The following is a 19,650-nucleotide window of genomic DNA, read 5'->3' on the forward strand; positions in this document are numbered from 1 at the left end:
CGCCTATCCCATAACCCGCGGCAGCCAGAGCGCAATCCCCGGCCAGACCATCAGCAGCGCGACGGCCAGCAGATAGGCGGCGAGGAAGGGGGCCACTCCGACGAAGACATCGGTGATCGGCCCGCCCCGCGGCCGCATGCCCTGCAGCACGTACATCACCGTGCCGTCCGGCGGGCTGATCTGCGCGATCTCGACCAGCATGGTCACCATCACGCCGAACCAGATCGGGTCGTAGCCGAGCGCCACGACGATCGGGAAGACCACGGGCACGGTGGTGATGATCATGGAGAAGCCCTCCATGAAGGTGCCGAGCGCCAGGTAGAGCGCCAGGATGCAGCTCATGATCGCCCAGGGCGGCAGCGGCAGCTGGCCGATGAACTGCGCCAGGGCCTGCGGCACGTTGATCGCGGTCAGCAGGTAGTTCAGCAGATAGGCGCCGAAGATGATGAGGCCGAGCAGCGCCGTGTTGCGCGCCGTCGCCTCGGCGCTGGCATTCAGCAGCCGCAGGCTGAGCTTGCCCTCCAGCGCGGCGAAACCCGCGGCGCCGACGACGCCGAGCGCCGCCGCCTCGGTGGGCGTCGCGAAGCCGGCATAGATCGAGCCCAGCACCAGCAGCATCAGCAGCAGCGTCGGCACCAGATCGACCAGCGCCCGCAGCTTCATCCCGAGCGGCAGCGGCGGCGGCCGGTCCAGCGGGCGCGCCACGCCGTGCCAGAGGATCACCAGCAGGAACAGCCCGGTCACCAGGATGCTCGGCAGCAGCGCCGCGATGTAGAGCGCGCCGACCGAGGTCTCGGTGATCAGCCCGTAGATGATGAAGGTGATGCCGGGCGGGATCAGGTTGCCGAGCGCGCCGCCGGCGGCGAGCGAGCCGAGCACCATGCGCTGGCTGTAGGCGGAGTTGTTGAAATAGGGCAGCGCGACCGAGCCCATGGTGGCCGCCGTCGCCACCGAGGAGCCGGAGATGGCCGAGAAGACGGCGCAGGAGACGATGTTGGTGTGCAGCAACCCGCCCGGCAGCCGGTTCAGCCAGACATTGAGCGCCCGGTAGAGCCGGTCCGAGAGGCCGGCGCGCAGCAGGATCTCGCCCATCAGCAGGAAGAGCGGCACCGCCACCAGCACGAAATTGGAGGACGGCCCCCAGAGCGTCTGCCCCGCGAAGGCCCACCAGGGACGGTCGGAGAAGGTGAGGCCGATCAGGATGCCGAGCAGGCCGAGCACCGCGGCGATATAGACCCCGGCGCCGAAGAACAGGATGAAGACGCCGGTCAGCGCCAGGATCTCCATCACCGGCACCGCCTCGCCGCCGGTGGCGGCGGCGAAGATGGCGGCGGCCAGCAGGGCGAGGAGGAAGACGACCGCGATCATGCCGAGATCTCTCGCTTGATGCCCTCGGGCCGCTTGACGCCCCCGGGCGCGGCGGGTGGGTGCTGGCCCTCGCGTGCCATCTCCACCGCCTCCAGCGCCTCGGCCGTCTCGTCCTCCAGCGTGCGGGAGCCGAGCAGGCGGTCGAGCTCGCCCGCCTCGCCAAGCAGCAGCGCGAGGACGGATTCCAGGACCAGCGCCCCGATCATCACGCAGAAGGCGAGGATGCCGAAGGTCCAGATCGCCTGCGGCACCAGCAGCGGGATGCGCAGCGCGCTGTTGTCATGCGCGTCGAAGAGCAGGCTCTCCTCGACCAGCGCCCAGGCTGCCCAAGCGCAGAACAGGGCGAAGGCGAAGAGCAGCAGCAGCGAGACCAGGTGCAGCACGGAGCGCAGCCGCAGCGGTAGCCGGTTCACCCAGACATCGACGCGGATATGCGCCCGCCGCGCCAGGGTATGCGCCAGGCTCCAGGCGATGCCGGCGGCCAGCATGTAGCCGGTGACCTCGGTGGTCGCCGCCGAGGAGAAGCCGAACAGGCTGCGCGCCACCACGTCGAAGGTGATGAAGAGCGCGCAGGCCACGTAGTTCCAGCCCGCGACATAGGCCATCGCCGCGGCGAAGCCAGCGATTCCGCGCCGCAGCGCCCGCGCCGCCCGCAGCGGCGCGGGCAGCTCCGCCGCCCCGCTCACCCGCCGAAACGCAGGCCGGCGATCGGCGCGATCACCTGGTTGAACACCTCGCCGCAGCGGGCGCCGCAGCGCCTGACGAAGCCCGGCAGCACGCTCTTCTCCAGGACCTCGCGCAGCAGCCTGCTGTCCGCCGGGGTCGCCGCCACTTCCGTGATCGGCCGGCCGGCGAGGCTGTGGATCTTGCAGCCCTCGGCCTTGCCGATGGCGCAGTCGAGCCCGTCGCGCGTCGCCGCCTCGCCGAGCGCCCATTGCGCCTCGTTCACCTGGGCCAATGTCGCCTCCACCGCCGCCCGCACCTTGGGATCGAGCCGGTTCCACCAGGCGATGTTCACCATGTAGCCGGCCAGCGCCCAGGAGATGGGCAGGTTCGAGACATGCGTCGTCACCTCCGGCCAGCGGGCGGAGACGCCGCTGCCCGTGCCGGTGACGGCGCAATCGACGACGCCGCGCTCGAGCGCCGAATAGACCTCGGGGAAGCCGATGGAGACTGGCTGCGCCCCGAGCGCGGTGGTGAAGTCGACCAGCGAATTGCCGAAGGTGCGGATCTTGCGGCCCTTCAGATCGGCGAGGCCGGCGAAGGGCTGGCGGCACCAGACCACCTGCGCCGGGAAGGGATAGATCAGCATCAGCCGGGCGCCGAAGCGCTCGAGATCCTTGTTGACCACCGGCAGCATCGCCTCGGCGATCCGCTTCGCCATGCCGATATCGGGGGCGAGGCCGGCGAGGTCGACGCCATCGAGGATCGGCACGTCACCGGAAAGCGTGGTGAGCGTGCTGGCGCCGATATCCGCCTGGCCGGAGCGCACCAGCCGCACGATCTCGGTGCCGGAGAGGTTGCGCTCGGCATGGGTCGAGAGCTGCACCTCGATCCGGCCGTTGCTCGCCCGGGCCAGCCCCTCCTTCAGCACCGGCACGTCCACGCGGGTGAATTGCGGCTGCGTCGGCAGCGGCTGGGTGACCGCGACGATCGACACCTTGGGGCCCGGCGGCACCGCCTGCGCCATGGCGGGGCCAGTGGCGGCGCCGGCGGCGAGCAGCGCCGCGACGGCGCCCGGGATCCAACCTCTCATGCGCTCGGCCCTTCCTGCAGCGTGATGACGATGTTGCCGAAGCCGTCGAGCATGGCGCTCGCCCCCGGCGGGACCAGGCAGGTGCAATCGTATTCCTCGATGATCGCCGGCCCCTCGACGGGGCTCGTTAGCGAGGACCGTGCCACCACCGCCGTTTCCCGCCAGCCGGGCTCGCGGCCGAAATAGGCGCGGCGGCTGGCCTGGGGCGGGCGGATGCTGCGCGGCGAAAGGCGCTCCGGCAGGCGCGGGCGGTCCGGCAGGCCGGTGCCGATCACCTGCAGGGTGACGAACTCCACCGGCTCCCCGGCGCCGGCGCGATGGCCATAGGTGCGCTCATGCTCGGCGCCGTAGCGCTCCTCGACGATCTCCGGTCCCTCCCCGGCGGCGAAGCCGACCTGCAGCTCGAAGGACTGGCCCTGGTAGCGCAGCGTCGCGCCGCGGCGGATGGCGATCCGCTCTGGTGGGAAGCCCTGGGCCCGCAGCCGCATCCGCGCCTCCTCCTCCAGCACCACCGCGGCCGTCTCCAGCGCCGCCGGGTCGAGGCCGCGCGCCGGGTGCCGCCAGGAGCGCGAGAGATGCAGCTCGACATCCGAGGCGAGCAGGCCGAGCGCCGAGAAGACGCCGGCCGAGGGCGGCACCACCACCCGCCTCATGCCGAGCGCCCGCGCCATGCCGGCGGCGAAGAGCGGGCCGTTGCCGCCGAAGGCGACGAGGGCGAAGCCGCGCGGGTCCCGCCCCCGCTCGGAGGAGACGGCCTTGATGGCGCGGATCATGTTCGAGGCGGCGATCAGATGCGCGCCATGCGCCGCCTCCTCCGGGCCGAGGCCGAGCGGCGCGGCGACGCGCTCGGCGATGGCGGCGCGCGAGGCGGCGGCGTCGATCGGCAGGGCGCCGCCAACCAGCGCCTCCGGGTTCAGGTAGCCGAGGACGACATTGGCATCCGTCACCGTCGGCTGGCTGTTGCCCTGGCCGTAGCAGACCGGCCCCGGCCAGGCGCCGGCGCTCTCCGGCCCCACCTGCGGCGCGCCGGCGGCGTCGAGCCAGATCAGCGAGCCGCCGCCGGCGCCGACCTCGGCCAGGTCGATCGCCGGCACCTTGAGCTGGTAGCCGGCGCCCGAGAGCAGGCGCGAGCCGACCATGATGCCGCCGCCGACGCTGTACTCGCCGGCCCGCGTCACCTCGCCGCCCTCGATGACGCCGGCCTTGGCCGTGGTGCCGCCCATGTCGAAGGAGATGGCGTCGGCGAGGCCGATGCGCCGGGCCAGCATCTGCACGCCGATGACGCCGGCGGCCGGCCCGCTCTCCACCACATGCACCGGCAGCCGCGCCGCCTCCGCCGCCGGCATCAGCCCGCCGGAGGATTGCATCAGCAGCAGCGGCGCGGCGAGGCCGGAGCCCCGCAGGTCGCGCGACAGCGCGATGAGGTAGCGGCCGAGGATGGGGCCGAGATAGGCGTTGATGACGGTGGTCGAGCTGCGCTCGTACTCCTTCATCTCCGGCAGCACCTCGACGCTGAGCGAGACCGGCAGGCCGGGGGCGAGGCGGGCGACGATCTCGCCGATCCGCCGCTCATGCGCCGGATTGGCGTAGGCATGCAGCAGGCAGACGGCGATGGCCTCGACGCCCTCGGCGAGGAGCTGCGCGACGGCGGCCTCCGCCGCCGCCTCGTCCAGCGGCCGCTCCACCTCGCCGCGCACATTCACCCGCTCCGGCACGCCGAGGCGGAGATGCCGCGGCACCAGCGGCGCCGGCTTCTCCCAGCGCAGGTCGTAGAGGCGGGGCATGCGCAGCGTGCGGATCTCCAGCACGTCGCGGAAACCCTCGGTGGTGATGAGGCCGGTCTTCGCCCCCTTGTGCTCCAGGATGGCGTTGGAGGCGACGGTGGTGGCGTGCAGGATCTCCTCCACCTCGCCCGGCGCGATACCGGCCTCGGCGAAGAGCGCGCCCAGCCCCTCGACGATGGCACGGCCGTAATCGCCGACCGAGGAGCTGACCTTGCGGGTGCGCAGCGCGCCGTCCGTCCCGATGGCCACGAGATCGGTGAAGGTGCCGCCGATATCGGCCGCGACGCGCCAGCTCATGCCAGGCGCTCCCGCGTCACGGCGGGTAAGGGCCCGCGCCGCGCCGCGTGCTCCTGCCGCAGCGCCTCGGTCGCCGCCGCATCCACCCGCCAGTCGGGCGTGAGGACGACGCCGTAGTCGCGCCGCGCCGCCTCGCGCGAGACGAGGCCGTTGCGGGCGTCGCGCAGCACCAGGGCCGGGTCACGCGCCAACGGGTCGCCCCAGCCGCCGCCGCCCGGCACCTCCAGGCGGAAGAGGTCGTCGCGCTTCAGGGTGATGCAGAATTTCGAGGGCAGCGCCTCGGTCACGCCGTCCCGCACCAGCCAGTTCATCGAGGGGGCGCCGGCGCCGCCGCCCTGCAGGCCGAAGGGCAGGAAGGCGCGGCGGTCGGCGCGCACCTGCAGCACGCCCTCTTCCTCCAGGAAGCGGTATTCGCGGCAGAAGGGCGCGCCGCCGCGATACTGGCCGGGGCCCATGGTGTCGGGCAGGAATTCGTAGCGCGTGACCTGGATCGGCTGCTCCGCCTCCGTCACCTCGATCGAGGGCGAGGCCATGTTGGCGAACATGTGGCTGTTGCCGTCACAGCCATCGGCGAAGGGCCGGCCGCCCCAGGCGGAGCAGGTGAAGTCGACATAGATGAAGGGCTCGCGCCGCACCCCGTCGCCGCCCGGCACCCGCCGCCAGCCGCCGATGGAGACGCCGAGATTGCCGCCGTCACCGGCCGCGCCGACACGGTCCGGCAGCATCTGCGCCAGGGCGCCGAAGAGGCAGTCGACCATGCGGAAGCCGGTGAGGCCGCGCGCGGCGCAGGCGGCCGGCAGCACGGCATTGGCGATGGTGCCCTCGGGCGCCACCACCTCGATGGCGCGGAAATACCCCTCGTTGTTCGGGATGTTGGCCGGCAGGATGCTGCGGATGCCGCAATAGCTGGCCGAGCGGGTGAAGCTCAGCGTGTTGTTGATCGCGCCCTTCACCTGCGGGCTGGTGCCGGTCCAGTCCACCAGCATGCGGTCGCCGCGCTTCTCGACCCGCACGCGGAGCGGGATCGGCTTGCCGAGCTCGACGCCGTCGTCGTCGATATGGTCCTCGAAGCGCCACTCGCCGTCCGGCAGCGCGCGCAGCGCCGCGCGGGTCAGCGCCTCGGCATGGTCGAGCAGCGCCGCCATATGGAGCCGCGTCTTCCCGACCCCGGCGCGGGCGACCAGGTCGCGGAAGGCGCGCTCGGCGATGGTGCAGGCGGCGAGCTGGGCGCGGAGGTCGCCGAAGACCTTCACCGGAACGCGGACATTGCGCTCGATCAGCGCCTCCAGCGTCTCGTTCCTCCGGCCGCGCTCGTAGAGGCGGAGCGGCGGGATGCGCAGCCCTTCCTGGTAGATCTCGGTGCTGTCCGAGGCGTTGGAGCCGGGCACCCGGCCGCCGACATCGGTGTGGTGGCAGATGGTGGCCGCGATCGCCAGCCGCTCGCCATCCACGAAGATCGGCTGGAAGAGGAAGATGTCGGGCAGGTGCATCCCGCCCTCGAAGGGATCGTTGAGGACGAAGATGTCGCCCTCGGCCATGCTGTCGCCGTAGCGGCGCAGCACCGCGCCGAGCGCCTCGGGGATGCTGCCGAGATGGCTCGGCAGGGTCAGGCCCTGCGCCACCAGCCGGCCCTCGCCGTCGCAGAAGGCGGTGCTGTAGTCCATGTTGTCCTTCAGCACGGCGGAATAGGTCGTGCGATGGACGGTCAGCGCCATCTCGTCCGCGATGGAGAAGAGGGCGTTGCGGAAGAGCTCGAACTCGATGGGATCGATCGCCGTCGCTGCCATGCCCTGCCCTTCCGTCACGGGCGGAGCATGGCACGGGCGGGCGGCGGCGCCATCCCATCGCCAGGCGGCGATGCGGGGCCGCCGGACCGGCCTTGCCCGCGGCGCGGGCAGCGGGGCGCCAGGTCTGCATCAGGGCGGGGCGAAGCGCTTCGACCAGACCGGGCGACCGCCGGCCGTGACCAGCACCTTGCCGGCCACCCGCAGGAAGCCGGGCGGCGGCCAGCGGCGCGGGATATCGGCGATCGCGCGCCAGATGCGGCGGAACAGCCATTCGGACAAATCCGGGTCGGGCATCATCCAGGGCACCATCGGCAGCGCCGTGTAGAGGCCGAGACGGCGCGCCAGCACCAGGCCGCGCATCTGCAGCAGCCGCATGGCGCGGCGGGCGGCGCGACAGAGCCAGTATTCGATGGCCCGCAGACCGGGCGGGCAGCGCCGGTCCGCCAGCGCCTCCAGCAGCCGCAGCCAGAGCCCGGCATGGGTCAGGCGGCGGAAATGCCGGCTGACCGTGTCCGGCTTGCCGAAGCGCTCCGGCAGCAGCCGCCAGGGGAGATCGGCGACGGCCATGTGCAGGATGGCATCCATCCGCCCGCGCGGATCGGCGAGCGGCCGGCCGGGCAGCGCCGCATCCCGCAGATGCGGCAGCAGCGCCGCCCATTCCTCCTCCGAGAGCGGGGCCCAGTCGCGGCGCGGGGTGAAATGCGGCATGCGGACCCCTCCCGATGACGGGGCCGCACGATAGACATTTATTCCTGTTACGTCAAGCTCGTTCCGGCGCCGCCGGTGGTCAGAGCAGGGTGACGCGGCCGGTCGCCAGCTCGTAGAGGCCGCCCCGCACCGCCAGCGCGCCCCGCTGGATCAGGGGCGAGAGCAGCGGCGAGCCGGTCCGCAGCACCTCCACGCTGTGTCGCACATTCGCCTCCAGCGCCCGGCGGGCCAGGTCGCCGCCCGTCTCCCGCAGCGCCGGCTCGATCCCCGGCTTCATCGCCGAGACGAGGCCGGCGATGCCGCCGGGCAGGTCGTTCCCCTGCTGCAGCGCCCGCACCGTCGCCGTCACCGCGCCGCAGCTGGTATGGCCGAGGACGAGGATGGCCTTGGTGCCGAGCACCGCGGCGCCGAATTCAAGGCTCGCCAGCCCGTCGGCCGTGACGAAATTGCCCGCCACCCGCACGACGAAGAGGTTGCCCGGCGCCTCGTCGAAGACCAGCTCCGGCGCCACGCGGGAATCGGCGCAGCCGAGCACGGCGGCATAGGGGACCTGCCCCGCGGCGCGCAGCGCGCGCCTGGCCGAGACGTCCCGCGCCTTCGGCGTGTTCGCCACGTAGCGGGCATTCCCGGCGGCGAGCCGCGCGAAGGCCGCGGCCGGATCCTCCGCGGCGCGCCGCAGGGGCTGCGCGCCGGCCGGGGCGCCGAGGCCGGCGGTCGCCAGGGCGCCGAGGCCCGCAGCCAGCAGCCCTCGCCGGCCCGGCGTGGCGTTGCAGCAGAGGCACATATCCTGTCCTTTCCGCTTCGGCGCGGCGAGACTACCGTGGGATGATTTTTTATCGCAATAAATTGCGCAGAGGGAGAAAAGTCCGACACGGCCGGGCGTCAGCCCCCCGGCCGCGCCGGCCCGGCCGCCTCTCCCTCCGCCTCCCAGCCGATGGCCCGCCGCAGGAAGGCCGAGCCGAGGGCGGCGAAGCGCGCCACCTCGTCATTGTCCTTGCCGTAGCCATGGCCGCCCGCCGCCGGCTCGTGGAACAGCGCCGGGTAGCCCAGCGCCTGCAGCTTCGCCGCCATCTTGCGGGCATGGCCGGGGTGCACCCGGTCGTCCCGCCGCGTCGTCGCCAGCAGGATCGGCGGGTAGCGCCGCCCTGGCTCGGCCCGGTGATAGGCCGAGACATGCTGCAGGAATTCCCAATCCTCCGGCCTGTCGGGGTCGCCGTATTCGGCGATCCAGCTCGCCCCGGCGAGCAGCTTGCTGTAGCGGCGCATGTCGATCAGCGGGATGGTGCAGAACAGCGCCCCGAAGCGCTCCGGATAGCGCACCAGCATGTTGGCGATCAGCAGCCCGCCATTGGAGCCGCCCTCGGCGGCGATGCGGCCGGGCCGCGTCACGCCGCGCCGCACCAGATCGGCGGCGACGGCGGCGAAATCATCATGCGAGAGATGCTTGCGCTCGCGCCGCCCGGCCTCGTGCCAGGCGGTGCCGAACTCGCCGCCGCCGCGGATATTGGCGAGGACGGTGGTGCCGCCGCGCTCCAGCCAGAGCTTGCCCTGCACCCCCTGGTAATAGGGCATGCTGGAGACGCGGAAGCCGCCATAGCCGGTGAGATGCACCGGCGCGTCGCCATCCGGGGCCTTGGCCGGGCCGGTCTGCACATAGGGGATGCGCTCGCCATCTACCGAGATGGCCTCGTGCCGCGTCGCCACCAGGCCGCCGGCATCGAAGACGGAGGGCGCCTGCTTCAGCAGGCTCGGCGCGGCGAGCGCGGTATCGGTCAGGCGCAGGGCCGGCGGGGTGATCGGGTCCTGCACCAGCAGCAGCAGCGTGCCGTCCGACTCCTCGCGCGCGCCGTCGAGCGGCCAGAGCATGGCGGTGCCGACCTCCGGCAGGCCGGGCAGCTCGGCCGAGGCCCAGGCGCCCTCGCCCATCCCCGCCCCGGGCGTCAGCACCTGGTAGACCGGCCGCAGCGCGTCCAGCACCGCGAGGACGAGGCGCCCGTCGCACCAGTGCATGGATTGCAGCGCCCGGCGCGGCGCCGGGGTGAAGAGCGTGGCGAAGTCCCGCCCGCCGGCGAGGAAGTCGTCGAGCCGGATGCCGAGCAGCGCATCCGCCGGATGGGTGGTGCCGCCCAGCCTCCAGGGGCTGCGCAGCCGCACCGCCAGCCAGCCGCGCTGCCAGTCCGCCTCGGCATCCACCGGCAGGTCGAGCGCCTGGCGCGGGCCCGCGCCATCGCCGAGATGCAGCCGGCGCTCGTAGAAGCTGCGGAGGTCGTAATAGGTGACGCGGCCGCCCGCCTCGCGGTCCACCGAGGCGCCGACCAGCATGTGCTCGGCCGGGCAGGCGAAGACCACCGGCGCCGTGGCCGGATCGGTGCCGCGGGCCCAGTGGCGGACGGTGCGGGCATAGCCCGAGCTCGTCGCCATCCCCTCCCCCCAGGCGGAGGAGAGCAGCAGCGTATCGGCATCGAGCCAGGCGGCGTCGCTCTTCGCCTCGGGCAGGTGGAAGCCGTCATCGAGGATAGCGCGGCGGGAGAGGCTGTACTCGCGCAGCACCGTGGCGTCGCCGCCGCCGCGCGAGAGGCTGAGCAGCGCGCGGTCGCCGCCCGCGGGCTGCGCCTTCACGCCCTTGAAGACCCAGTCCTCGCCCTCGGCGGCGGCCAGGGCATCGAGGTCGAGGAGGATGTCCCAGTCCGGCGCGTCGCTGCGGAAGCTGGCCTCGGTGGTGCGGCGCCAGAGGCCGCGGGGATGCTCGGCATCCTGCCAGACATTGTAGAGATGGCCGTGGCGGCGGCTGACGAAGGGCAGCTTGTCCGGCCGGTCGAGGATGGCTTTCACCGCGGCGCGGTCGGCCTCGAAGCGGGCATCGGCGAGGCGGGCCAGGGTGGCGGCGTTCTGGGCGGCGACCCAGGCGAGGGCGCGGGGGGAGTCGATCTCCTCGAGCCAGAGGTGGGGGTCGTCGTCGGGGGTGGTGAGGGTTGGGCGGGGGTCGGGGGGCATGCGGTGTATTCTCCGCGGGACGAAAAGAGCGGAATAAACTACAACCAAGATTGTGGGCTGAAATTCTTATGACTTCGGAATGTCCAGCCTTCGGTCAATGAGATCCTCATTAATAACTTTACCGTATCGAGCGGCCCAAGCAAGGATAAATTTAATATGCCAAGCACTAACTTAGAAAATTTATGATAATGAATAATATGACTTGCATATTATCGTTAACTTTTACTGAAAAGCTGGAGATTTGATGTGAAAAAAAGTAAATTAAAATACGGTTTGATTGAATTTGACCAAGAATATATAAAAGAAATAACTGTACTAGCTAAAATCGTAATTTTTGCTGGTCCGCCGTTTGCTTTTGTTGCCTGCATGGCCTATTTCAAAAAAATCTCTTATGAGCATCATTCAAATTTCACAGTTTTTTCGACTGACCTATTGCCAATTTCGTTTTACTTCTACCTATTTTCGGTTATAGGATTTTTTATTCTTATGCTTGCGAGTAGTTTAGTAGTGCCGCATTTAATTGGGCGGAATCTTGAGAATGAATCATTTAGTGGCGTTTCTCCTAAATGGCGAATTATTTACGAAGCCGTTTTCTTCCTTAAATACAAAGATAGCCATTCAAATAGATCTGTTATTTTCTACAGAATCGTTCGAATTATCATATTCTTTACGCCGTATTTGAATTTCGTTATTTCATTATGTGCTTTAGCATTTTTTATGAATTCTCCTGACAGCATTATTGTTGTTTCCTTTTTTGCCTCGATATTGGTTTCATATCTGATCTATGCTTTAATTTTAACTTACCTTAGATTTCATTGGAATAGCTTGCTTGGTGCAGCAGTTGTGCTTTTATTTGTAGTATTTCAGAATATATTCCTTTTTATATTCTACAGCGTATTTATTCTTGTTGTTCAACTCGCTATGACCGAATTCCACGCAAGCACCTCGCTCTCCAATGATACTACTTTTATGTCGTGCAGCTTACTTTTTATTTCACTCTCGATTATACTTCCCGCATTTTTTTATTTTCTTTCGAGCATTCGTTATCTTATTTTATGCTTCATCGTCGCAATGCTTATCGCAGTATCTTTTGGTCTGGCCGATTTGGGACGATTTGCCTTACGGGTCACCGGCATCGGCGGGGGTATTCCGGCTGCTATCTCGGTTAAACAGTTCATGCCAGATATTCAACAAACGATAATAAGAAAACTTAAAGGATGCATCATAATCAGTGGAGGAAGCTTGATTGTGTTTTACGAGCAAGAATTAATCAAAAAATCAGATTTCTGTAAAATCCACCAAGAAATGAAAAATGAGGAGCAAGAAAAAAATAAAAAAGTTAGCATATATCAGAAGAGTGATATTGTGGAAATTTCCACTATAGATTATCGTTAGTTTCTCTGTTCTGGCCCGTGGTCCCCATGCCCATCCTCCTCGCCTTCTCCCCCTTCCTCGCCTTCGCGCTGCTCGACCGCCTCCTCGGCCCCACCCCCGGCCTGGTCGCGGGCGCCCTCGCCGCCGCCGGGCTGCTGCTGCGGGACCGGCTGGCGGGCCGCGCGCCGAAGCTGCTGGAAATCGGCACGCTGATCCTCTTCGGCGCCCTCGCCCTCGTCGCCCTTATCCTGCGGCCGGACTGGTCGGTGATCGCCGTCCGGCTCGCCGTCGATGCCGGCCTGCTGCTGATCGTCCTCGCCTCGCTGGCGCTGCGCCGGCCCTTCACCCTGCAATACGCGCGCGAGCAGGTGGCGCCGGCGCTGTGGAACAGCCCGGGCTTCCTGCGCACCAACATGGTCATCACCGGCGTCTGGGCGCTCGCCTTCGCGGTGATGGTCGCGGCCGAGGCGGCGCTGCTCGTGGTGCCGGGCCTGCCGCCGAAGCTCGGCATCCTCGCCATCGTGCTGGCGCTGGTCGGCGCCATCAAGTTCACCGGCTGGTATCCTGACCGGGTGCGGGCGCGGCACGCCGCCTGACGGCCCCGCCCGCTACGCCCCGCCCGCCACCACCCGCCCCCGATACACCACCAGCCGCCGCGGCGGGTGCTGCGCCACCGCCTCGGCCGGCGTCTCGGCCGGCAGCAGGACGAAGCTCGCCACCGCGCCGGGCGCGACGGCCGGCGGCTCGATCCCCAGCGCCCGCGGCGCGTCCTCGGTCGCCATGCGCAGCAGCGCCGCGATCGCCGCATCGGTCCGCGCATCCAGCCGCCAGCCGATGATCGCCGCGCGCTCCAGCATGTCGCCGGTGCCATAGGGGCCCCAGGTGTCGCGCATGTTGTCGTTGCCGAGCAGCACGGCGACGCCCGCCTCGGCCAGGCGCAGCAGCGGCGGCAGGGCGGCGCCGCCGGCGCCGTGGCTGACCAGGCCGACGCCGCACTCGGCCATCTCCGCCGCCGCCCGTTGCAGCCGCGCCTCCGGCGCCGCGCCGAGGGCGAAGCCGTGGCTGACCCAGACCTTGCCCTGCATCCCGGCGGCGCGCGTGCGGGCGCAGATCTCGGCCAGCGAGAACAGGCCGAGCTCGCCCGCCTCGTGCAGATGGATGTCGAGCCCGACGCCATATCGCCCGGCCAGGGCGAAGAGCGCGTCGAGCTGGCCGCGCGGGTCGCGGTCCACCTCGCAGGGATCGAGGCCGCCGAGCAGGTCGGCGCCCATCCGCAGCGCCTCCTCCAGCAGCGCCAGCGTGCCGGGCGCCCGCATCACCCCGGCCTGGGGGAAGGCGACGGTCTGGATGTGGCAGCGCCCCGCCTCGGCCTCGCGCAGCGCCAGCACCGCCTCCAGGTTGCGCAGGCCGAAGGCGGGGGTGATGTCGACATGGCTGCGGAAGTACACGCTGCCCTGGGCGATGCAGCGCTGCAGCAGCGCCGTCGCGCGCGGCCCGACCGGCAGGGTGGGCAGGATGCGGGCATCGGTCTCGATGCGGCTCATCCGGTCCGGGCCGGCGGCATGCGGCATCCAGGGCAGGCCGAAGAGCGACTTGTCGAGATGGACGTGGAAATCCGTCAGCGCCGGCAGCAGCAGGGCGCCGCCGCAATCGATCACCGCCGGCCCGCCGGCGGGGATCTCGGGCGGCGCGTCGAGGATGGCGGCGACGCGGCCCTCGCGCACCAGGACATGCATGTCGGCGCGGCCATCCGGCAGGCGGCAATGGCTCAGCAGCATGGCGGCTCTCCCCTTCACCCGCGGGCAGTCTGGCAGGCTCCCCGCCCCGCCGGCCAGCCCGCGAGGGGCTGGATGCGCCGCCCGGCGACGCCATCTCTCCGGCAGGAGGAGTTGCCATGAAGCAGCCAGGCCCGGACCATCCGATCACCATCGAGCCTAATCCGAAGCGCGTGCGCGTCACCTTCAACGGGCAGGTGGTGGCCGAGAGCCGCCGCGCCCTCACCCTGCGGGAGGCCAGCTACCCGCCGGTGCTGTACATCCCGCGCGAGGATGCGGCGATGGCGCTGCTGCGGCGGACGGAGCGCAGCACGCATTGCCCCTACAAGGGCGATGCCGCCTATTACAGCATCGAGGCCGGGGACCGCCGCGCCGAGAACGCCATCTGGAGCTACGAGGCGCCCTATCCCGCGGTCGCCGCGATCACCGGGCATCTCGCCTTCTATCCGGACCGGGTGGACGGCATCGAGGAGCTGTAGGCGCCGGCCCAGAGCAGCTCCCGTTCGCGTGGAAAGACGCGAACGGGTGACGATGCTTCAGCGCGCCCCGCCCTGCGCCGCCCGCAGCACCGCATAGCCGGGACAGGGCGGCGGCTGCGGCGGGTCGCCCGGCGCGCCGATGAGCGCGATCTGGTAGGGGTCGGGCGCCTCCGGCTCGAGCGTGACCAGCACCGCCTGCACATCCGCCTCGCCCGGCACCTGCAGCCGGGTGAGGTTCGGCACCGTGGCGATGGGCGTCTCGCGCAGCAGGTAGTGGCTGTCGCCGTTCAGCAGCAGCACCGGCCGGCCGAAGCGCGCGGCGGCGGCGGCGATGGCCTCGCGGATCGGCCCGTAGCCGCTGTCATAGCCCTGGCCGCAGATGCGGCGGTAGAAGAGATCGGCCTGGATCCCGATCACCGCCGCCCGCGCCGCCGGCTCGGCGGCGAAGCTCTCGGCGAGCCAGGCGCGGTTGGCGGCGTCGCGCGCGGTGAATTCGGCGAGCGCCGCAGGACCACGCGGCAGGCCGCCCGCCCCGGGCTCGCCCGGCTCCCCGGGCCGGCCGTTGTTGCTGCCCGGCACGTGCAGGGTGAGGAACAGCACGCCGCCCCGCATCCAGCGGGCATTCTCGACGGTCGGGGGTGCCTGGCGCACGAGCGGCATCGGCCGCCGGCCGAGGCTCGCCGGGCGGTCGAAGAAATGCCGCCGCAGCAGGGCGAGACGCTCCAGCGGGTCGAAGCGGCCGGCGCGGTCCTGCCAGCAATCCGTCCATTCGTTGTCGCCGGGCGTGTAGACCAGCGGCTGCTCGGCGAGGCCCATCCAGGTGAAGGCGCGCAGCAGCCGGTCGTCGGTGCAGAGCTCGGTGCCGCCCTTGGTGTCGCCGAGGAAGAGGGAGAAATCCGGCCGCGCCGCGTTGATCGCCGCCATCAGCCGCGCGACCCGCGCCTCCTCGGCGGCGCAACGCTCCGGCGCCTCGGCGCCGCAATAGGGCATGTCGCCGAAGGCGACGAAGCGCAGCGGCTCGGCGCGCGCGGGCGCCAGCGCGAGCAGCAGGAGAAGCGGGAGGAGCAGCACGGGCATCATCGGATGCTACCGCAGCAGCCGCGGCACCGCCGCCGTCACCAGCAGCAGGCCGGAGAGCGCCAGCAGCCCGAGCACGATGCGCTGGAAGGCGACGTCGCTGAACCGGCGGTAGAGCCGGAGGCCGAGCAGGGTCGGCACCAGCAGCGCCGGCGCCGCCACCAGGCAGAGCTTCGCCACCTCCACCGTGACGGTGCCGCTCGCCAGATAGACCGTCATGGTCATCGCCTGCATCACCAGGGTGAAGGCCTGGAACACCGCGCGCTGCGCATCCCGCCCCCAGCCGCGCAGCGTCACCCAGAGGGTCGGCGCCGGTCCGGTGAGGCCGCCGAGCCCGCCCATGACGCCGCCCACCACCCCGACCGCGCCATCCGCCAACCGGCCGCCGCGGGTGATGCGCGGCAGGGCGCGGGCCAGCAGCATGGCCGGGCACCAGACCAGCAGCAGCAGGCCGACCCCGGCGCGGAACACATCCGGGTCGATCCGGTGCAGCAGGGCGACGCCGAGCGGCACGCCGAGGACGCCGCCGAGGATGAAGGGCGCCGCCCGCCGCGCGTCGAAGCCGCGGCGGATGGCGCCGATGCCGAGGATCTGCCCGAGCAGCGAGCCGAAGACGGTCAGCGGCCCGGCCAGCGCCGGATCGAGCGTCCAGGCCCAGATCGCCTGCGCCACCAGGCCGAAGGCGAAGCCCGAGAGCCCCTGCACGAAGCCACCCGCGGCGGCGCCGAGCGCCACCACGGCGATGAGACCCTCCAAAGCCCTGTTCCCCTTCGGCCCCAATGACTGCCACGACGGGGCGGCGGGCGCCAGACGGCGGGCCGATGCGGGACAGGCTCGGGGGGGTCCTGGAGCGTGAGCGCTTGAGGCGGACGCACCGAAAAGCGTGCATCACGCGATCAAACAACGGCCTGGACCATGATCCGCGACCCTGTGTGGGCGGATCATGGTCCAGCAACGCCGCGAAGCGGGTCTGCGGGGCGTTCCTAAGCCGGTCGGCTGGCTTACGGGCGGCGCCCCTCGCCCCTCAGCCCTTGCCCACCATCACGTCCGAGGCCTTGATCACCGCGAAGACGCTGTCGCCCGGCTTCAGCGCCAGGTCGGCCACCGCCTCGTTGGTGATGGAGGCGACGACCGTGCCGCCGCCGGCGAGCGTGATGGTGACATGGGCGGTGGTGGCGCCGGGCGAGACCGCCTCGACGGTGCCGGGAAGCTGGTTGCGGGCGGACAGCTTCATGCTGGATCTCCTCGTCCGGTGGCCGCGCCCTGCGGCGCGCCGCGCAGCCATGTCGCGCGGCCGGGGCAGGGTCAAGCCGGGTGCGGGCCGGCCCGGCCGACGCCCGCCCCTGCGCCCGCCCCTGCGCCTGCCCCTGCGTCTGCCCCTGCGGCGGCGCCGCGCCTGTCGTTCCGCTCGCTGCAATTTGCCGCAATGCCGCCGGCCGGGCCGCGAGGGGCGGGTTCGGTTGCCTTCCCGCGCCGACCGCGCTAGCCCCCCGCCGTGCCCCACAACCCCGCCCTCGCGCCTCCCCCCCTGCGGGCGGAGGATTTCGACTTCGCCCTGCCCGAGCGCCTGATCGCCCAGGCCCCGGCGCGGCCGCGCGACGCCGCCCGGCTGCTGCGGGTCGGGCCCGCGGGCTGCGAGGATCGCGCCATCCGCGAGTTGCCGGCGCTGCTCGGCCCCGGCGACGTGATGGTGGTGAACGACACCCGCGTCATCCCGGCCCGGCTGCGCGCCCACCGCGGCGAGGCGGCGATCGAGATCATGCTGAACCGCGCCGAGCCGGGCGGGACATGGGAGGCGCTGGTGCGCAACGCCCGCCGGCTGCGCCCGGGCGATGCGCTGCGCATCGAGGGCGCGCCGGAGCTGCCCTGCCGGGTGCTGGCGCGCGAGGGCGGCACGGCGCGGCTCGATTTCGGCCCCGATCCGGCGGTGCTGGCGGCGGCGCTGGAGCGCGCCGGCGAGATTCCCCTCCCCCCCTACATCGCCCGGCCGGAGGGGCCGCGGCCGGAGGACCGGGAGGACTACCAGACCCTCTTCGCCGCCCGCCCCGGCGCCGTCGCCGCCCCGACCGCCAGCCTGCATTTCACCCCCGATCTGGTCGCGGCGCTGGAGGCGCGGGGGGTGCGGCGGGCGACCGTCACGCTGCATGTCGGCGCCGGCACCTTCCTGCCGCTGCGCGGCGAGGACCCGCGCGCCCACCGGCTGCACGCCGAATGGGGCGAGGTGACGCCGGAGGCGGCGGCGCTGGTCAACCGGGCGCGGCCGGAGGGCGGGCGGATCGTGGCGATCGGCACCACCGCGCTGCGGCTGCTGGAGACGGCGGCGCAAGGCGCCGGGGGCGACCCGCTGCGGCCGGTGCGGCCCTTCCGCGGGCTGACCGATCTCTACCTGCTGCCCGGCCACCGCTTCCGGGCGGCGGATCTGCTGCTGACCAATTTCCACCTGCCGCGGAGCACGCTCTTCATGCTGGTCTCGGCCTTCGCCGGCACCGCCCGCATGCGCGCCGCCTATGCGCATGCCATTGCCGCGGGCTACCGCTTCTACAGCTATGGCGATGCCAGCCTGCTGCCCTGCCTCCCCGACGCGGCGGGAGACGACGCGTGAGCCTTTCCTGGCGCTGCAGCGCGACCGACGGCGCGGCGCGGCGCGGCGTGCTGCGGACCGCGCATGGCGCGGTGGAGACGCCGGTCTTCATGCCGGTCGGCACCGCCGGCACGGTGAAGGCGATGACCGCCGATGCGGTGCGCGCGACCGGCGCCCGCATGGTGCTCGGCAACACCTACCACCTGATGCTGCGCCCCGGCGCCGAGCGCGTCGCCCGGCTCGGCGGGCTGCACCGGATGATGGACTGGCAGGGCCCGATCCTGACCGATTCCGGCGGCTTCCAGGTGATGAGCCTCGCCGCGCTGCGCGAGATGGACGAGCAGGGCGTCACCTTCCGCTCGCATCTCGACGGCTCCCGCCACCGGCTGACGCCGGAGCGCAGCGTCGAGATCCAGCGCCTGCTCGGCGCCGACGTCACCATGTGCCTCGACGAATGCACGCCCTTTCCCGCCAGCGAGCCGGTGGCGGCCGACTCCATGCGCCGCTCCATGCGCTGGGCGGCGCGCTGCCGCGAGGCCTTCGTGCCGCGGCCGGGGCACGGGCTGTTCGGCATCGTCCAGGGCAGCACCTATCCGGCGCTGCGGGCGGAGAGCGTGGCGGCGCTGGCCGGCATCGGCTTCGAGGGCTATGCGGTAGGCGGGCTCGCCGTCGGCGAGGGCCAGCCGGCCATGTTCGCGGTGCTGGACTGCACCCTGCCGCTGCTGCCGGCCTCGGCGCCGCGCTACCTGATGGGGGTCGGCACGCCGGCCGACATCCTCGGCGCGGTGCGGCGCGGCATCGACATGTTCGACTGCGTCATCCCGACCCGCAGCGGGCGCACCGGCCGCGCCTATACTAGCCGCGGCGTGCTGAACCTGCGCAACGCCAGGCACGCCGAGGATGCGCGGCCGCTCGACCCCGCCTGCCCCTGCCCGGCCTGCACCCGGCATTCCCGCGCCTATCTGCACCACCTGATCAAGGCGGCGGAGATGCTCGGGCCGATGCTGCTGACCTGGCACAACATCCAGTACTACCAGGACCTGACGCGCGGCCTGCGCGAGGCGATCTCGGCCGGGCGGCTGGACGCCCATTGCGCCGAGGTCGAGGCCGGCTGGGCGGCGGGCGACGCGCCGCCCGAGGACAATATCGGCGACGACCCCGCTGCCGCCGCGCTCGCCGAGGACCGGGAGGCGCCCCTATGACCGAAGCCAGCACCGATACCAGCGGCCTCACCCTGCTCGGCCGCCCCACCGGGCTGCCGGCGAACCCGGAGGCGGCGCGGCTGGAGCGGGTGCCGAACCCGCATCCCGGCACGGCCTATCTGGTGCGCTTCGCGGCGCCGGAATTCACCTCGCTCTGCCCGCTGACCGGCCAGCCGGACTTCGCGCATCTGGTGATCGACTACGTGCCGGGCGACTGGCTGGTGGAGAGCAAGTCGCTGAAGCTCTACCTCTCCGCCTTCCGCAACCACGGCGCCTTCCACGAGGCCTGCACCGTCGCCATCGCACGGCGGCTGGTGGCGGAGCTGGCGCCGGCCTGGCTGCGCATCGGCGGCTACTGGTATCCGCGCGGCGGCATGCCGATCGACGTCTTCTACCAGACCGGCCCGGCGCCGGAGGGGGTCTGGGTGCCAGAGCAGGGCGTCGCGCCCTATCGCGGCCGGGGATAGC

General features: G+C 71.0%; 18 protein-coding genes. 6 read left to right on the plus strand and 12 right to left on the minus strand.

Annotated features, from left to right (window positions below):
• Nucleotides 1–3 precede the first annotated feature (3 nt).
• The 8 genes from HJG45_RS03920 to HJG45_RS03955 all read right to left on the minus strand — a co-directional run bounded on the left by HJG45_RS03920 (nt 4) and on the right by HJG45_RS03955 (nt 10,694).
• Nucleotides 4–1,368 carry a TRAP transporter large permease gene (locus HJG45_RS03920; protein ID WP_171610792.1) on the minus strand — a complete coding sequence of 455 codons (1,365 nt, stop codon included), beginning with the start codon at nt 1,366–1,368 and terminating at the stop codon, nt 4–6.
• Nucleotides 1,365–2,054, minus strand: coding sequence for a TRAP transporter small permease (locus HJG45_RS03925; RefSeq protein ID WP_171610793.1), 690 nt, complete (start codon nt 2,052–2,054; stop codon nt 1,365–1,367). The genes HJG45_RS03920 and HJG45_RS03925 overlap by 4 nt, the downstream gene beginning before the upstream one ends.
• Entirely contained in the window at nt 2,051–3,124 is a 1,074-nt protein-coding gene (locus HJG45_RS03930) for a TRAP transporter substrate-binding protein (RefSeq protein ID WP_171610794.1), read from the minus strand. The genes HJG45_RS03925 and HJG45_RS03930 overlap by 4 nt, the downstream gene beginning before the upstream one ends.
• Nucleotides 3,121–5,205: a hydantoinase/oxoprolinase family protein gene (locus HJG45_RS03935; protein ID WP_171610795.1), complete on the minus strand. Its 2,085-nt coding sequence runs from the start codon at nt 5,203–5,205 to the stop codon at nt 3,121–3,123. The genes HJG45_RS03930 and HJG45_RS03935 overlap by 4 nt, the downstream gene beginning before the upstream one ends.
• Nucleotides 5,202–6,992: a hydantoinase B/oxoprolinase family protein gene (locus HJG45_RS03940; protein ID WP_171610796.1), complete on the minus strand. Its 1,791-nt coding sequence runs from the start codon at nt 6,990–6,992 to the stop codon at nt 5,202–5,204. Before HJG45_RS03940 ends, HJG45_RS03935 begins: the two co-directional genes overlap by 4 nt.
• A gap of 129 nt (nt 6,993–7,121) precedes the next feature.
• A complete protein-coding gene (locus HJG45_RS29625; protein ID WP_171610797.1) occupies nt 7,122–7,700 on the minus strand; it encodes a transposase in 579 nt (192 codons plus the stop codon).
• Nucleotides 7,701–7,779: 79 nt separating this feature from the next.
• The gene (locus tag HJG45_RS03950; protein WP_171610798.1) at nt 7,780–8,484 is read right to left on the minus strand and encodes a carbonic anhydrase; all 705 of its coding nucleotides are present in this window, start codon (nt 8,482–8,484) and stop codon (nt 7,780–7,782) included.
• Nucleotides 8,485–8,582: 98 nt separating this feature from the next.
• The gene (locus tag HJG45_RS03955; protein ID WP_171610799.1) at nt 8,583–10,694 is read right to left on the minus strand and encodes a prolyl oligopeptidase family protein; all 2,112 of its coding nucleotides are present in this window, start codon (nt 10,692–10,694) and stop codon (nt 8,583–8,585) included.
• 246 nt (nt 10,695–10,940) lie between these two features.
• Between HJG45_RS03955 and HJG45_RS03960 the strand changes: the two genes are divergently transcribed.
• Together HJG45_RS03960 and HJG45_RS03965 are read left to right on the plus strand one after the other, a co-directional pair.
• Nucleotides 10,941–12,089 carry a hypothetical protein gene (locus tag HJG45_RS03960; RefSeq protein WP_171610800.1) on the plus strand — a complete coding sequence of 383 codons (1,149 nt, stop codon included), beginning with the start codon at nt 10,941–10,943 and terminating at the stop codon, nt 12,087–12,089.
• A 26-nt stretch (nt 12,090–12,115) separates the two neighbouring features.
• The gene (locus tag HJG45_RS03965) at nt 12,116–12,664 is read left to right on the plus strand and encodes a hypothetical protein (RefSeq protein WP_171610801.1); all 549 of its coding nucleotides are present in this window, start codon (nt 12,116–12,118) and stop codon (nt 12,662–12,664) included.
• 12 nt (nt 12,665–12,676) lie between these two features.
• On the opposite strand, the gene HJG45_RS03970 is transcribed toward HJG45_RS03965, so the two are convergent.
• Nucleotides 12,677–13,846, minus strand: a complete 1,170-nt coding sequence (locus HJG45_RS03970; protein WP_171610802.1) for an amidohydrolase — start codon at nt 13,844–13,846, stop codon at nt 12,677–12,679.
• Between the two features lie 116 nt (nt 13,847–13,962).
• On the opposite strand from HJG45_RS03970, the gene HJG45_RS03975 reads away from it, so the two are divergent.
• Nucleotides 13,963–14,322 carry a DUF427 domain-containing protein gene (locus HJG45_RS03975; RefSeq protein ID WP_171610803.1) on the plus strand — a complete coding sequence of 120 codons (360 nt, stop codon included), beginning with the start codon at nt 13,963–13,965 and terminating at the stop codon, nt 14,320–14,322.
• A 57-nt stretch (nt 14,323–14,379) separates the two neighbouring features.
• On the opposite strand, the gene HJG45_RS03980 is transcribed toward HJG45_RS03975, so the two are convergent.
• The 3 genes from HJG45_RS03980 to HJG45_RS03990 form a co-directional block, all read right to left on the minus strand.
• Nucleotides 14,380–15,399 (minus strand): hypothetical protein, encoded by a 1,020-nt coding sequence (locus HJG45_RS03980; RefSeq protein WP_171610804.1) that lies wholly within the window; start codon nt 15,397–15,399, stop codon nt 14,380–14,382.
• A 9-nt stretch (nt 15,400–15,408) separates the two neighbouring features.
• On the minus strand, nt 15,409–16,155 hold the full coding sequence (locus tag HJG45_RS03985) for a sulfite exporter TauE/SafE family protein (protein ID WP_171610805.1): 747 nt from the start codon (nt 16,153–16,155) through the stop codon (nt 15,409–15,411).
• Between the two features lie 268 nt (nt 16,156–16,423).
• Nucleotides 16,424–16,633, minus strand: a complete 210-nt coding sequence (locus tag HJG45_RS03990) for a molybdopterin-binding protein (protein WP_171610806.1) — start codon at nt 16,631–16,633, stop codon at nt 16,424–16,426.
• Between the two features lie 294 nt (nt 16,634–16,927).
• Between HJG45_RS03990 and queA the strand changes: the two genes are divergently transcribed.
• The 3 genes from queA to queF are packed head-to-tail and all read left to right on the plus strand — an operon-like array spanning nt 16,928 to nt 19,649.
• Nucleotides 16,928–18,001, plus strand: a complete 1,074-nt coding sequence (gene queA / locus HJG45_RS03995) for a tRNA preQ1(34) S-adenosylmethionine ribosyltransferase-isomerase QueA (protein WP_171611230.1) — start codon at nt 16,928–16,930, stop codon at nt 17,999–18,001.
• On the plus strand, nt 17,998–19,182 hold the full coding sequence (gene tgt, locus HJG45_RS04000; protein WP_171610807.1) for a tRNA guanosine(34) transglycosylase Tgt: 1,185 nt from the start codon (nt 17,998–18,000) through the stop codon (nt 19,180–19,182). The genes queA and tgt overlap by 4 nt, the downstream gene beginning before the upstream one ends.
• Nucleotides 19,179–19,649 carry a preQ(1) synthase gene (gene queF, locus HJG45_RS04005; RefSeq protein ID WP_171610808.1) on the plus strand — a complete coding sequence of 157 codons (471 nt, stop codon included), beginning with the start codon at nt 19,179–19,181 and terminating at the stop codon, nt 19,647–19,649. Before tgt ends, queF begins: the two co-directional genes overlap by 4 nt.
• The last annotated feature ends 1 nt before the right edge of the window (nt 19,650 follow it).

This window comes from Roseicella sp. DB1501 (assembly GCF_013112485.1).
Lineage (GTDB): Bacteria > Pseudomonadota > Alphaproteobacteria > Acetobacterales > Acetobacteraceae > Paracraurococcus.